We start from the raw sequence: 14,429 nt of genomic DNA on the forward strand, positions 1-14,429 counted from the left end.
CTACCCGGCTGCCCTGATCTATGACCTATTGCCACTACAGACAAATTAATTTTTATATCCTTTTGAAAAGTTAAGATTATATTCATTGACCACAAGCCAGAGCTGTATATAATACATTCAGCTTGAAAGTACGTTTTATATTTATGTGCACCATTTCGATGTCCGTGTTGGTTTTCGTCCTGCAATTCATAAGTAATAGTAACACTTCCAGCAAACCCGCCTTTTTAAGGCACAAAATACTCTTGAATATATAGGATTAAAATTATGTCTAACACTACTACTGGTACCGTAAAATGGTTCAACGAATCTAAAGGTTTTGGCTTTATCGAGCAAGAATCTGGCCCAGATGTTTTCGCTCACTTCAGCGCTATCTCTGGTTCTGGTTTCAAAACTTTAGTTGAAGGCCAAAAAGTACAGTTCACTGTAACTCAAGGTCAAAAAGGTCCTCAAGCCGAGAACATCGTAGCTCTTTAATCTATTAAAGAACTTGCTGCGCCGACCAGTTTAAGCCGGTAACGATATAAAGCCCGCTTTTGCGGGTTTTTTAGTGCCTGAATTTTATGCCATCCCGTTATCATCTCACTTAACTGCTATTCATTTATATCTGCCCTATTCATATTCTTTGATACAAGCATTAATTTTCAATTTAATTGATAATCATTAGCATTTGCATTATCTTTATTTGAAACAAGGAGAATTTATGCTTTATCCATTTATATGCCCCACGCACCGTCAATGGCTAACATTGAATATTCATGCCGCCACAAGTCACTACACACAATGTATTGATACCGCCCAATACCATATTGAAGCCGGTTGTTGGCAAAGCGCTCTGCCCTTTTGCGGCAGCGCATATGAAACATCGGAAATCATTATGACCGCCGAAACACAGGATGCGATTTCTGCCGTTATCAACTTTACCCATGCCGCCATATTGCTGGCGAATGGTTTTAGACAACTGAATATGTTGACGGAGAGACAACAGGTTTTTGCGTCGTCACGCGAACGGCTTCGCCTGGAGCTGCAGAAAAGCTCTATGGATTCGGCTGCTCATACCGCTTTGCTGGAATGCTACGCATCGCTGGATTTAGGCTATCAAAGTGGATTGATACACAATAACACTCGAGGTGATACTGATGTCTCTATGCAAAACAGAACTAGCGCCTACCACTTTCACTAGCAACGGCGAACCACAGCCTTTTCAGTCATATTGGTCAACGGACAACTACGTGCAGCTAGAAATCAAATGCAGTGTTCTGCAACAGTTGTTTTCCGGACATCATTTAGTGGCTACAGATATCTGCTGCCAATCCAGCAAAGATAATTCGACAATCCGGCAAATGCTGCTCAATTGCCTGTTATGTAAACATTGTACAGAAACGGGAATATAGCCGCGTTGTTGCGCAGTGAGTGGCTAACTTGTATGTTGGTATTGATATGAAGTTAGAGGCTATTTTCGCCTCAATTGAGCAATTTTCATTTCTCAATTGAGGCGAATGTGAAAGATAAACAGCCTCTAATCTACAGGTAGGCTCATTATCCCTGCATATCTTCCAGTTCTTTTCCTTTGGTTTCGTAAACAAACTTAATAACAAATACTGCTGAAATTGCAGCACTAATTGCATATAAACCGTAAGCTCCGGCTAATCCGATACCCGTCAGCAGCATCGGGAATGTCCAGGTAATCAGGAAGTTAGTCGCCCACTGAGCCAAACCGGCAATGGCCAAACCCGAACCGCGAATTTGATTAGGGAACATTTCACCCAGCATCACCCACATAACCGGACCCCATGACATATTGAAACAGAACACATAAGCCAACGCGGATCCTAACGCCAACGTTCCCTTATCTCCCAGCATTAAATTGCCGTTAACATCAGTGCCGGCTTGCAAGAAACAATACACCATAATGCCCAAGGTAATGGCCATACCGATGGAGCCCCATTTCAGTAAGGGTTTGCGACCTATTTTATCCACCAGACCTAATGTCACAATACAGGCCGCTATACTCACAGCACCACTGATGACGTTAGTTAATAAAGCTTCAGATTCGGTATAACCCACTGCTTGCCATAAAACGGCACCGTAATAGAACACCACGTTAATCCCGACCAATTGCTGAAAAACCGCCAGGCCGATACCAATCCAGGCAATAGTGCGAATTTTACCTGTGACTTTATCAATCAGATCAGACAGACGCGGTTGATGGTGATCGCCAGCCAGGGACTGATCGATTTCCTCGACCTTGCGATTACCAGCACTATCGCCGTACAAACGGATCAGTACCGCTTTTGCATCATCCTTGCGCCCACTTACCACCAAAAAGCGCGGGCTTTCAGGAATGAACAACAACGCCACCAGGAATAAAACCGCCGGGAATAGCTCAATCCAGAACATCCAGCGCCAGGCTTCAAATCCCATCCATAACTCGGCAGTAGAAAGTCCCGCCATATTGGCTAACGCATAATTGCTGACAAAAGCCATAAACAAGCCGGTAATAATGGCCACTTGCTGAACTGTGGTCAACATGCCACGGTAGCGTGCCGGCGCAACTTCACTAATATAAGCAGGTGCCATTACCGAAGCCGCCCCTACCGCCAAACCACCTAAAATCCGGTAAAAGACAAATTCGGCAGAACCGGTAGCAATCCCTGATCCCCAGGCACTAACAATAAAAAATACTGCTGCGACCAGCAATAGAGTACGGCGCCCATATTTGTCAGCCAAACGTCCGGCGAAAAATGCTCCCACCGCGCAGCCCAATAGCATGCTGGACACATTAAACCCGGTACCGATACTTTCCGAATTGAATGCTGCCTGCAAGCCGTCAACGGTGCCATTAATGACACCACTATCAAAACCAAACAGAAAACCACCAATGGTCGCCACAATACTGATAAAGGCGATAAATAAAGTGTTATCTTGTTCTGTCACTGTATTCAAAATGAATTCCTCAAAATAATCGTCGTTGTATTTTTTGTGGCAAGCCAGAATGAGGTTGTATATGCCCCCGATACCAGTCGTTAACGATGAAACAAAGTATTAACATCTCCGACAGCACCGGAGCATAACATCAAAATTTCAACCGCAACAAATCCGTTTTAAATCGATTTCATGGCGTCAAAATGCTTTATCCCGTTTGCTGTTTAACATCAATAAAGCCCGCATAAATTCGCCACAGCCAATTAAAAACCGGTATTTCAACCAAGTTACGCAAACGTTATCGAACACTTCCAACAAACCTTCAATTGGTCTAACTGGGTAACTCACTAAGCTGACAAACCTGCAATTTACTTAATTTCATAAACAAGAAGTTGGAAAATAATAATTAACACTCGCAGAATGAGGGGCACAAATTGATTAAACATGCAGCAACAATGTTCACTTAACAGCTAAACCGCCACATAAAATAATAAAAATAACTAAAATCACAATATCTATACCAATTAAAATATCTAAAGTAGGCTCAACTAAAAATAACGGAACAAAAATATAACAATGACGACAATTCCTTCACATAAATTATCCGTTACGGAAAAAATAGGTTATAGCCTGGGTGACCTGGCAGCAAACCTGGTCTTTCAAACGCTAGTCACTTTTATCGCCTTTTTTTACACTGATGTTTATCGCATTCCGGCCAGTTCAGCTACCACCATTATCTTTACCTGCGGGATACTGGGCGCTTTCGTGTTTAACCCGTTAATAGGGCTATTAGCGGATCGAACAAGAACGCGCTGGGGCAAATTCCGTCCCTGGATTTTATTTACCTCCGTCCCCTTTGGTGTGCTGGCGTTATTAGCCTTTAGCACCCCGGACTTTAGCCCAGATGGCAAAATCTATTATGCGTTTATCACTTATTTATTACTCATGTTTGTCTATTCAGCCAATAACTTGCCTTATGCTGCATTAAGCGGCGTAATCACCGGTAATATGGCTGACCGCAACAGTATGTCGGCCTATCGATTTGTGGCGGTGATGGTGGCTCAATTTATTATTCAGGCACTGTTGTTACCACTAGTCTTAATGGCTGGAGACGGTGACAAGGCTATCGGGTTTGAAAAGGTGATGACCTTTTTATCCGTTGTCGGCATTATTTGTTTTTTAATCACCTTTCTGACCACTAAAGAGCGGATCGTTCCCAAACCAGAACAAGAATCAACCATAGCGGAAGATTTTTCCGATTTATTTAAAAATGTGCCCTGGCTTATCATGTTAAGCGTCACGGTTATGGTGTTTATTACCCTGGCACTGAAAGGCGGCATGTATGTGTATTATTTTAAAGATTACGCTGATGCTAGCCAAATCGCCGTATTTCTGGACGATATAGGCTTCAATGCCTTTATTGGTAGTATCACCAGTGTATTCAGTAATTTTCATTGGCCAGATGATCCGGCAACCTCGGCGTTCAGTTTATTCAATGCCAGCGGCATCATCTTGATGATAATAGGCATCGGCTTTTCCAAGCCTTTAGCCGATCGTTTTGGCAAACGTGACGTTTTTGCATCCGCTTTATTTTTATCAACCTTGTTCGTCCTGGCATTCTATTTGTTCTCGGCGCAATCGATTGGTCTGATGTTTATCTCGCAAATTCTGCACGGTTTCTTTTACGGTATTACTATTCCTTTATTGTGGGCGATGATTGCTGATGTGGCTGACTATTCGGAATGGAAAAACAATCGTCGTGCCACGGCTATCATATTCTCGGCAATGATCGTGGGATTAAAAGTAGGGCTAACCCTTGGCTCGGCACTGGTCACCAACATTCTTGACAGTTTTAACTACAATCCTGATTTAACCGTCCAGGCAGCGGATACCATTAATGGAGTGAAGTTAGCCGTTAGTGTCTACGCCTCAATCCCGTTCCTGTTGGCAGTAGGCTGCATGTTCGCCTACCGCATCAATAAAAATATGGAACAAAAAATAGAGCGCGAGTTAGCCGAGCGCCGCACCACTGCATAATCGGCTATGCAATATTTTTAGTTAAAAGAGATTTTAATATGTCTGACGAATTCGACCCGCAAGAACTGCAACGCCTAAAAACCAAGGCGATTTCCCAACCTCTGGTAGAGCATATTTATACTGCCGATCCTTCCGCTCATGTTTTTGATGGTAAAATTTATATCTATCCCTCGCATGATATCGATGCCGGCATTCCGTTTAACGACAACGGTGACCACTTTGGCATGCAGGATTACCATGTTATCTCCATGGACAACCCGCAAGCCGCAGCAGTAGATCATGGCGTCGCATTGGATGTGAAAGACGTAGCCTGGGCAGAAAGACAAATGTGGGCACCGGATGCGGCGCATAAAAACGGTAAATACTATTTATACTTCCCGGCCAAAAAAGCCGATGGTATTTTCCAGATTGGTGTAGCAGTGAGTGATTCGCCCACCGGACCTTTTGTCGCAGAGCCAGCAGCGATCAAAGCCAGCTACTCGATTGATCCTGCCGTATTCGAAGATGATGACGGCAACTATTACATGTATTGGGGCGGCATATGGGGAGGGCAGCTTCAGCATTATCGCAATAACCAATACAATGAAAACCATCAGGAGCCACAGGATGACGAACCGGCATTAGGTCCCATTGTTGCTAAATTGAGCGACGATATGCTGGAGTGTGCCGAAACGCCGCAAGAAATCCAGATACTGGATGAAAATGGCCAACCCATATTGGCGGGAGATCATGAGCGGCGCTTCTTTGAAGCCAGCTGGATGCATAAATATAACGGTAAGTATTACTTTTCCTATTCAACCGGCGATACCCATCTGATTTGTTATGCAACCGGCGATACCCCTTATGGCCCTTTCACCTACCAGGGGCCGATTATGACTCCGGTAGTAGGCTGGACCACTCACCATTCAATTTGTGAATATGAAGGTAAATGGTACCTGTTCTATCACGACTCAATTTTATCCGAAGGTGTGACCCATTTACGCTCAATCAAGATGACCGAGATTCACTACGATGAAGACGGTAAAATCCAGACCTTGAGTCCTTATCTGGAATAATGTCGATACTCCGTTCCAGCCAATTTGGCTGGGACGGGTGTCAGCTAATAGCCTAATAGCCAGGTTTCCAGGTCAGTTTTCTGTCGATATTCGTTTGCAAGACAAATTTACCATTGCCGGAAAAAGGGTTAATGTAGGAAAAAATAAAGCATTTTTAACTCAAACGAGCATCGAGCGGAAATAACTTGAATCGAAAGATCCGTCACTATTCTATCTTTTTACTATGGGCTTTGTGTTGGCCAGTCAATGTTAATGCCGCCAATACACCATCCAGTGAATCTATTGTTCTAGGGTTTGTGGCGGCGTTTAACCGCCACGATGTCGACCAGATGCTGGAAATGGTCAGCGAAGATATCCATTGGTATAGCGTCGATGGTCGTAATATTGGAGTGGAAACCACCGGTAAACAGCAGCTTCAACGAGCAATGGAACTTTATTTTAGCGGGATTAAATCCCGTTCCACCCTGCTGAGCATTCATGGTGAAGGTAACTATGTCGTTACCATGGAAAAATCCCGTTCATTAACAAATTTATACAGCCAACCCCAATGCAGCGCTGCCACCTACCAACTGGACAACGGCAAGATTAAAGCCGTTTGGTATTTTCCTGCAGTGATCTGCGACTAAACCTTACCAGATCTAACCGACATCAAGCTAGACATCCGACCAGTAAAAGCGATAATCTTGGTCTACGCATAAATATGAGAAATCACTATGTTGGTAGACGAACTCCTTGGCTTAACTAGCCAACCAGATAACGACAACATTTCGCTGTCGATACCCAAAGATTGGACCCAGGGCAGAACGGCCTTTGGTGGTATTTCTGCCGCGCTAGTATATCAGGCAATGCGTAATCAAATTGAACCTCAACGGGTGTTACGCTCCCTGACCACCAATTTTGTTGGACCACTTAATCCGCAAAGCCCGTTTAGCATTAAAGTGGAAATTTTACGCGAGGGGAAAAATGCCACTCAGGCTGAGGCCCGTGCCATTCAAGATGGTAAGGTGTGTGTACTGTGTGTGGCGCTTTTTGCTATCGCCCGGGAATCGAAAATTGCTGTAGAAAGCCAAACTCGACACAATATGCTGCTACCTGCCAAACCCAAATTTATTCCGCAAATTCCTAAAATAACCCCCAAATTTCTTAAACACGTTGATTTATCATTAGCGGAAGGGGGAATGCCGTTTACCGGTAGCAAACACTCTGCCATTCATGGCTGGATGCGTTTTACTCAACCACCAGAGAAGATTAACGATGCTCATTTAATTGCCCTGGCAGACGCCTGGCCACCGGCGCCCTTACAGATGTTACGCTGGCCAGCACCTGCCAGCAGCATGAGCTGGAATCTTGAATTTATTCATCCGCATCGCACTATTTCTCCCACCGACTGGATTGCCTATCAAGCCCACACTCGTCAGGCTGCCGATGGTTATGCACATACCGAAGCCAATATCTGGGATCCACAGGGCGAACTGATTGCAATTAGCCGTCAAACCGTAGGTATTTTCGACGGCAAATAAAGGTGTTTCCCTATCCCTGCTATATAACCGGTTTTAGTAAAAAATCGGCAATTTAGCCTAGAATAGCAGCGATTTCTTTTGTTCCGTGCCGGGATATGGAATGCTAACCCAATAACAACTTAAACCGCATTCCGGATATGCCAATGTCAGCATTGAAACCCCTTATTAATCAATATTTGTCGCACCTTGTTGTTACTGGTTTTGTTTTATTTTCCACATACAGTCAGGCTAGCGATTTAATCCAAAATCCCCACGCACGGCAAACGACCTCGCTCAATGGTGATTGGCACTATATAGTCGATCCTTATGAAAACGGCTTTTATAACTACCGTTATGAACCCAAGGATGAACAACAAAATCCGGGAGCAGAAGCTTATTTTCTTGATCAAAAACCGCGTAATAAATCCGACCGGGTAGAATTCGATTTCGCCACCTCACCCAGCATGAAAATTCCAGGCGACTGGAATACCCAGAATGACAAACTCTATTACTACGAAGGTACCATCTGGTTCCGTCAGGATTTTGATTATTCACTCAAGCAAGACAAACGCTTGTTTGTGCACTTTGGTGCGGTAAATTATCAAGCGCATGTTTATCTGAACGGCAAGAAACTGGGCATGCATGAAGGTGGCTTTACTCCGTTTAATTTTGAAGTCACTGACCTGATCAAACCCACCGGTAACTATTTGGTGGTTAAGGTAGACAACAAACGCCGACGGGATGCAGTACCGACACTGAACACCGACTGGTGGAATTACGGCGGCATCACCCGCGATGTGACACTACTCGAAACACCGGCAAACTATATTCAGGACTACCGCATCCAGTTGCAAAAAGATCACCCCGATACCATTAGCGGTTACGCGCAATTGGACGGCGAAAACATTAGCAATCAAAAAGTCAGATTATCAATCCCGCAACTCGGAATTAATGCCCTTGGTACCACCAATAATAAGGGGCAGGCCACATTCAGCCTAAAAGCTAAAGATATTCAATACTGGTCGCCCGAAGTACCTTATTTATATGATGTCAGCTTGCAGCTGGCCGACACGCCTGCAACAAAAGTGACAGATAAAATCGGCTTTCGCAGCATTGGTGTAGAAGGTGACAATATCCTGCTAAATGGCAAATCTGTTTTCTTGCGCGGTATTTCCCTACACGAAGAAAATCCGCTACGTGGAGGACGAGCCTATTCAGAGCAAGATGCCCGCTTGATGTTAGGCTGGGTCAAAGAACTGGGTGCCAATTTTGTACGCTTGGCGCATTATCCCCACAATGAAAATATGCTCAAAGTGGCCGATGAAATGGGTATTCTGGTGTGGGAAGAAAATCCGGTGTACTGGACGATTTTGTTTGATAATCCGGCCACCTTCGACAACGCCGCCAATCAGCTACGTTCAGTGATTAACCGGGATAAAAACCGCGCCTCTGTCATTGTCTGGTCGATGGCCAATGAAACGCCCCGTGGTGACAGCCGGCTTAACTTTCTTAAACGCATTTCCGCTATCGCCCGTGAAATGGATGATTCTCGCCTGATCAGTGCTGCACTGGAAAAACATTATGTGAAGGGTAAGGACAATGTCATCACTGTAGATGACCGTTTTGCCGATTATGTCGATATCCTCAGCTTTAACGAGTACGTAGGCTGGTATGACGGCTTGCCAGATAAAGCTGCCACGATTGAATGGGATATCAAACAACACAAACCGGTATTTATTTCCGAGTTCGGCGGCGGAGCATTACAAGGCAAACACGGTGACAAGATGACCATGTGGACTGAAGAACATCAGGAATATTTGTATCAGGAAAGCCTCAAAATGCTGGAGAAAATTCCGCAGTTGCGTGGCATGTCGCCATGGATTTTAGTCGATTTCCGCAGTCCCAGACGCCTGCTGCCTGAAATTCAGGATGACTACAATCGCAAAGGAATCATTGGCAGTAACGGCAAAAAGAAAAAAGCCTGGCAAGTACTGCATGATTATTATCAACAAAAAGCCAAACAGTATTAACCCGCATTTGTCCAAGCATATCCGTCATCACTGCGGATATGCTTTCCTCTGCGAACAGAATAACAAACAACCCCGTTGCACGGCTGGCTTTGTTCTCGGCTCAGCTTAGAGTAGTATCTACAAATCAATGAGTTATACTTGTCTATCATGATTGATGGAGTCGCGTTTTGATCAAGTTTTTGTTTCTGATCCCGACCTTGTTATGCCTAGGCTGGTTTTTATACTTACGCCAATATGGCTACAGCTTCGAGCAAGGCAAGAAGGGCTATACCTATATTCTGATTTTTTCTGCGGTCATAGCGCTGTTCTACACTATTTTATTGTGGCTTACTCATATATAGGCAAAATGTCTGAATAGTCTCGCTTCAATAGATAGATAAAAATATCTCTAATATCATTTTGGGCGGGTGATAAAAACAGCAATACAGTTAGCAGAGGTACAGTATCAGCAACAATCTTGCTCCAGAACATTCTGCACACAACAACTCTGTCGGTACAACGATTCTGCGCCATGGCCTGTTGCTGGCTGGATGGTTGGCAGTCTGGTATCTCAGTGCGTTAGTGGAGTACACCGCCCACGCCAGTGTCTGGTTTCCGCCAGCCGGATTGACTCTGGCAGCGCTATTTTTGTTGGGGATAGAAGTTGTCCCGACATTAATGATTGCAGCGTTGCTGGTAACGTTTCAGGCGGCCTCCGATTATCAAATTCCGCTGGATAATATCCAGCTTGCCAAAGCCGGATTACTGTTCGGTGTTGCCCATATTCTGCCCTACTATCTGACCGGCAAGTTACTGCGCTGGTTGTACGTCTGCAAGCAGTTAAGTTTGCCGCAATTTATCATCAGTTTTCTCGTCATTGCGGCCCTGGCGTCGTTATTGACAACACTTTGCGTTCTGGCCGCTCTTATCGGCTCGAATATGATGCCGCCGACGGACTTTTATCAAACCTGGTTGCCATTCTGGATAGGCGATATGGCAGGTATTGTAGTATTAACACCGTTATTTACCGGCCTGCTAGGCAAGTTATTTAAAGATGCAAAATTTAACCTGAGCGAACTGATCGACAAGCAACAACTCACACCATCCCACCAGTACCAATACAAAATCGTCGGTTGTATCGTGCTGGTTATTTTATCCATGCTTTTGGCCAAAATAACCGGTGCGGAGGAAAGTGCCTTTGCTATCTTTTTTCTGGTTATCCCGCATATGTGGATTGCCTGCACTGAAAGCCCGTTATTCAGCTTCCTTAGTCTGGCGCTAACCAGTGTTATGATCGTATTTCTGGTGCATTTGCTAGGTTTGATGGACTATGTACTGGTTTATCAATTTGCCATCAATGTGATTGCGGCTAACACTATGTTCGGTGTCGCCATGCCAACATTGATCGAAGATAACCAATACCTGCGCAATATGGCCTATACCGATAGTCTCACCCAGGTCGCCTCCAGGGAACATATTAAACAACGCGGAGAGCTGGAACTGCGCAGAGGCCAGTGGGAACAGCGGCCACTGGCGCTGATCGTATTTGATATTGATCATTTTAAACATATCAATGACGAGTACGGTCACAGTGTCGGCGATCAAGCGCTTAAAATGATCTGTGAAACCGCACAACACTCGTTGCGTCCTGCTGATTTTCTAGGCCGTTTTGGTGGCGACGAGTTTGTGGTATTGCTGCCTGACACCGATTCAGAAGCAGCCATGATGGTTGCCGAGCGCATTTTACAACGAGCCAGACAAGTTAGAATCCCCTCAGGTGAAACCTTGACTATTAGCATCGGTATCGCCCAAATGGCGGAAAACGATGATTTCGATACATTATTTGAACAGGCTGACAAAGCCTTATATCAGGCTAAAAGAGCCGGACGTAATTGTATTTATGCTGATGCTCAACCAAATGACCCTGTGTAATATTTAAGAATAGACATCACCGGCATTTTATCTTCGCTGCCCTCATTGCGAGTCAATTGAACAATTACCCTACCAATGCCAGCAATATACCTGCTGCCACAGCGCTTCCAAGTACACCCGCGACATTTGGTCCCATGGCGTGCATCAGTAAAAAGTTATGTGGATTGGCTTCCAGCCCCACTTTATTCACCACCCGAGCAGCCATGGGAACGGCAGAAACCCCCGCAGCTCCGATAAGCGGATTGATTTTGCCGCCACTCATACGACTCATTAATTTGGCCATTAACACACCTGTGGCCGTGCCGATAGCAAAGGCCAGCGCTCCGAGTACCAAAATACCGAGGGTTTCGGCTTTCAGGAATTTATCCGCCGACATTTTTGAGCCCACCGCCAGTCCCAGAAAGATAGTCACAATATTGATCAGCTCATTCTGGGCCGCACCGGATAAACGTTCAACCACGCCGGATTCACGCATCAGATTACCCAGACAAAACATACCCACTAACGGCGTAGCGGTGGGCAAAAACAGAATGGTTAACAGCAACACGCCCAAAGGAAACAGGATCTTTTCTTTTCTGGATACTTCGCGTAGCTGTTCCATCTGGATTTTACGTTCATCGACGCTGGTCAAGGCTTTCATAATCGGCGGTTGAATAATCGGCACTAACGCCATATAAGAGTATGCCGCTACGGCAATGGCACCCAGTAAATCGGGGGCTAATCGCGATGCCAGAAAAATCGCGGTGGGTCCATCAGCACCGCCAATAATGGCGATGGCGGAGGCTTCTTTCATACTGTATTCGAGTCCGGGAACATAATTAAGCGCAATAGCGCCAAACAAAGTCGCAAAAATACCGAATTGCGCCGCAGCTCCCAACAACAGCATTTTAGGGTTGGCAATCAACGCGCCAAAGTCGGTTAAAGCCCCCACTCCCATAAATATCAATAGTGGGAACACGCCTGTCTCAATCCCCACCGCATAGATATAGTGCAGCAATCCACCTGCATCGCTAAATCCGGCCAACGGAATATTGGTCAGTACCGCACCAAAACCGATAGGCAACAACAGTAAAGGTTCAAATTTACGCACTATGGCCAGATATAGCAGCAATCCGCCCATAAACATCATAATGACCTGACCGGGTTCAAAATTGGCCAGCGCAGTGGAGTCCCACAATACCTGTAGCTTTTCCACGCAATCAGCCCATATTCAGTAATGGTTGACCGGACTGGACTGCGGTTCCTTCACTGACCAGAATATCGATGATTTGACCACTCTTCACTGCTCTAATTTCGGTTTCCATTTTCATCGCTTCCATTTTTAGCACCACATCACCTTCGACGACCTGTTCACCGGCCTTAACCAATATTTTGACAATATTGCCGGAGAGCGGCGCGTTAAGGGTTTCACCTCCCTGCACCGAGGCGGATTGAGGCACAGGTTCGGCCTCCACCGGTTGGATGTTTTTTAAACTGCCACCTGCTGCCACCTCGACATCGTAAACTTTGCCATCGACCCTGACCGAATAATGCGAAGGTAGCTCAGCAGATACTGCTGGTGCAGGTTTGGCTGCCGATTCATTTTCCAGTTTGGGGGCAGGTTCAAACGCCTGAGGGTTATCACGGTTTTCAAGAAACTTAAGACCAACTTGCGGGAATAAAGCATAGGTCAGTACGTCATCAATTTTATCAGCGGCCAAACGTAAACTGTTCTGTTCTGCCAGCTTGTCCAGCTCTGCGCTTAAGGCATCCAGTTCGTTATCAATTAAATCGGCCGGGCGACAAACAATCGGCTCGGCTCCATCCAGTACCCGCTGTTGCAACGTCTGATCAACAGGGGCAGAGGTAGTACCATATTCACCTTTGAGTACACCGGCAGTTTCTTTGGTAATACTCTTGTAGCGTTCGCCGGTCAGCACATTCAGCACCGCCTGAGTGCCAACGATTTGTGAGGTTGGGGTGACCAAGGGTATGTAACCCAAATCTTTACGTACTCTGGGAATTTCCAGTAACACCTCATCAAATTTATCTTCAGCGCCCTGCTCTTTTAGCTGACTTTCCATATTAGTTAGCATGCCGCCTGGCACCTGGGCGAGCAGAATGCGTGCATCCACACCTTTTAAGCTGCCTTCAAAACGGGCATACTTTTTACGTACTTCACGAAAGTAAGCGGCAATCTCTTCCAGCTCGACCAAATCCAGCCCGGTATCCCGCCCTGTACCTTCGACAATCGACACCATGGTTTCGGTGGCACTGTGTCCGTAAGTCATACTCATGGATGAAATGGCGGTATCCAGCATATCAATACCCGCATCAATAGCTTTTTGATAAGTGGCGGTGCTAAGTCCAGTGGTTGCATGACATTGCATGGCAATAGGTACGCGTACGGTTTCTTTCAGACGGGTAATTAATTCTTCGCATTCGTAAGGTTTGAGCAAACCAGCCATATCTTTAATACAAATGGAGTGCACCCCCAGATCTTCCAGTTTGCTGGCCATATCCAGCCAAACCGGTAACGAATGGACCGGACTAACCGTATAGGAAATCGTTCCTTGCGCATGGGCGCCAACTTTAATTGCTGCAGCAATCGCCGTTTGTAAATTGCGCACATCGTTCATCGCATCAAAAATGCGGAACACATCCACACCGTTGGTATGCGCTCGCTCAACAAATTTTTCTACCACATCATCAGCATAATGCCGATAACCGAGCAAATTTTGGCCGCGTAATAACATTTGCTGACGGGTATTGGGCATGGCTTTTTTCAGCGCACGAATACGTTCCCAGGGATCTTCTCCCAGATAACGGATACAGGCATCGAAAGTGGCACCTCCCCATGATTCCACTGACCAGTAACCGACTTTGTCCAACTTTTCGGCAATCGGCAACATATCCTCGATACGCATGCGGGTTGCTAATAAAGATTGATGGGCATCCCTGAGCACCAGCTCGGTAATAGCAAGTGGATTGGCCAT

12 protein-coding genes are annotated in these 14,429 nt (G+C 45.6%); 9 read left to right on the forward strand and 3 right to left on the reverse strand.

Annotated features, from left to right (window positions below; all coding sequences use genetic code 11):
- Nucleotides 1-264 precede the first annotated feature (264 nt).
- Together V1467_RS15210 and V1467_RS15215 are read left to right on the forward strand one after the other, a co-directional pair.
- Entirely contained in the window at nucleotides 265-474 is a 210-nt protein-coding gene (locus V1467_RS15210; RefSeq protein WP_416305826.1) for a cold-shock protein, read from the forward strand.
- Nucleotides 475-700: 226 nt separating this feature from the next.
- The gene (locus V1467_RS15215; RefSeq protein WP_416305827.1) at nucleotides 701-1,180 is read left to right on the forward strand and encodes a hypothetical protein; all 480 of its coding nucleotides are present in this window, start codon (nucleotides 701-703) and stop codon (nucleotides 1,178-1,180) included.
- A gap of 356 nt (nucleotides 1,181-1,536) precedes the next feature.
- Here the strand turns inward: V1467_RS15215 and V1467_RS15220 are convergent, their stop codons facing one another.
- Entirely contained in the window at nucleotides 1,537-2,943 is a 1,407-nt protein-coding gene (locus V1467_RS15220) for a sugar porter family MFS transporter (protein WP_416305828.1), read from the reverse strand.
- Nucleotides 2,944-3,498: 555 nt separating this feature from the next.
- Between V1467_RS15220 and V1467_RS15225 the strand changes: the two genes are divergently transcribed.
- The 7 genes from V1467_RS15225 to V1467_RS15255 all read left to right on the forward strand — a co-directional run bounded on the left by V1467_RS15225 (nucleotide 3,499) and on the right by V1467_RS15255 (nucleotide 11,454).
- Nucleotides 3,499-4,959 carry an MFS transporter gene (locus tag V1467_RS15225; RefSeq protein ID WP_416305829.1) on the forward strand — a complete coding sequence of 487 codons (1,461 nt, stop codon included), beginning with the start codon at nucleotides 3,499-3,501 and terminating at the stop codon, nucleotides 4,957-4,959.
- A 38-nt stretch (nucleotides 4,960-4,997) separates the two neighbouring features.
- Nucleotides 4,998-6,014 carry a glycoside hydrolase family 43 protein gene (locus V1467_RS15230; RefSeq protein ID WP_416305830.1) on the forward strand — a complete coding sequence of 339 codons (1,017 nt, stop codon included), beginning with the start codon at nucleotides 4,998-5,000 and terminating at the stop codon, nucleotides 6,012-6,014.
- Between the two features lie 185 nt (nucleotides 6,015-6,199).
- On the forward strand, nucleotides 6,200-6,640 hold the full coding sequence (locus V1467_RS15235; RefSeq protein WP_416305831.1) for a nuclear transport factor 2 family protein: 441 nt from the start codon (nucleotides 6,200-6,202) through the stop codon (nucleotides 6,638-6,640).
- An 87-nt stretch (nucleotides 6,641-6,727) separates the two neighbouring features.
- On the forward strand, nucleotides 6,728-7,534 hold the full coding sequence (locus tag V1467_RS15240; RefSeq protein ID WP_416305832.1) for an acyl-CoA thioesterase: 807 nt from the start codon (nucleotides 6,728-6,730) through the stop codon (nucleotides 7,532-7,534).
- A gap of 143 nt (nucleotides 7,535-7,677) precedes the next feature.
- Nucleotides 7,678-9,543 (forward strand): glycoside hydrolase family 2 protein, encoded by a 1,866-nt coding sequence (locus tag V1467_RS15245; RefSeq protein ID WP_416305833.1) that lies wholly within the window; start codon nucleotides 7,678-7,680, stop codon nucleotides 9,541-9,543.
- Nucleotides 9,544-9,710: 167 nt separating this feature from the next.
- Nucleotides 9,711-9,884, forward strand: a complete 174-nt coding sequence (locus tag V1467_RS15250; RefSeq protein WP_416305834.1) for a hypothetical protein — start codon at nucleotides 9,711-9,713, stop codon at nucleotides 9,882-9,884.
- Nucleotides 9,885-10,062: 178 nt separating this feature from the next.
- A complete protein-coding gene (locus V1467_RS15255; protein ID WP_416305835.1) occupies nucleotides 10,063-11,454 on the forward strand; it encodes a diguanylate cyclase in 1,392 nt (463 codons plus the stop codon).
- A gap of 64 nt (nucleotides 11,455-11,518) precedes the next feature.
- Here the strand turns inward: V1467_RS15255 and V1467_RS15260 are convergent, their stop codons facing one another.
- Together V1467_RS15260 and oadA are read right to left on the reverse strand one after the other, a co-directional pair.
- A complete protein-coding gene (locus V1467_RS15260; RefSeq protein ID WP_416305836.1) occupies nucleotides 11,519-12,649 on the reverse strand; it encodes a sodium ion-translocating decarboxylase subunit beta in 1,131 nt (376 codons plus the stop codon).
- A gap of 4 nt (nucleotides 12,650-12,653) precedes the next feature.
- On the reverse strand, nucleotides 12,654-14,429 hold the full coding sequence (gene oadA, locus V1467_RS15265; protein ID WP_416305837.1) for a sodium-extruding oxaloacetate decarboxylase subunit alpha: 1,776 nt from the start codon (nucleotides 14,427-14,429) through the stop codon (nucleotides 12,654-12,656).

The organism is Neptunicella plasticusilytica (assembly GCF_047922965.1).
Classification (GTDB): domain Bacteria; phylum Pseudomonadota; class Gammaproteobacteria; order Enterobacterales; family Alteromonadaceae; genus Neptunicella; species Neptunicella plasticusilytica.

What these genes read in the sequence shown, in the direction of transcription:
- V1467_RS15210 (WP_416305826.1), top strand. Translation starts at nt 265, where the DNA reads ATGTCTAACACTACTACTGGTACCGTAAAATGGTTCAACGAATCTAAA.
- V1467_RS15215 (WP_416305827.1), top strand. Translation starts at nt 701, where the DNA reads ATGCTTTATCCATTTATATGCCCCACGCACCGTCAATGGCTAACATTG.
- V1467_RS15225 (WP_416305829.1), top strand. Translation starts at nt 3,499, where the DNA reads ATGACGACAATTCCTTCACATAAATTATCCGTTACGGAAAAAATAGGT.
- V1467_RS15230 (WP_416305830.1), top strand. Translation starts at nt 4,998, where the DNA reads ATGTCTGACGAATTCGACCCGCAAGAACTGCAACGCCTAAAAACCAAG.
- V1467_RS15240 (WP_416305832.1), top strand. Translation starts at nt 6,728, where the DNA reads ATGTTGGTAGACGAACTCCTTGGCTTAACTAGCCAACCAGATAACGAC.
- V1467_RS15245 (WP_416305833.1), top strand. Translation starts at nt 7,678, where the DNA reads ATGTCAGCATTGAAACCCCTTATTAATCAATATTTGTCGCACCTTGTT.
- oadA (WP_416305837.1), bottom strand. Translation starts at nt 14,429, where the DNA reads ATGGCCAATCCACTTGCTATTACCGAGCTGGTGCTCAGGGATGCCCAT.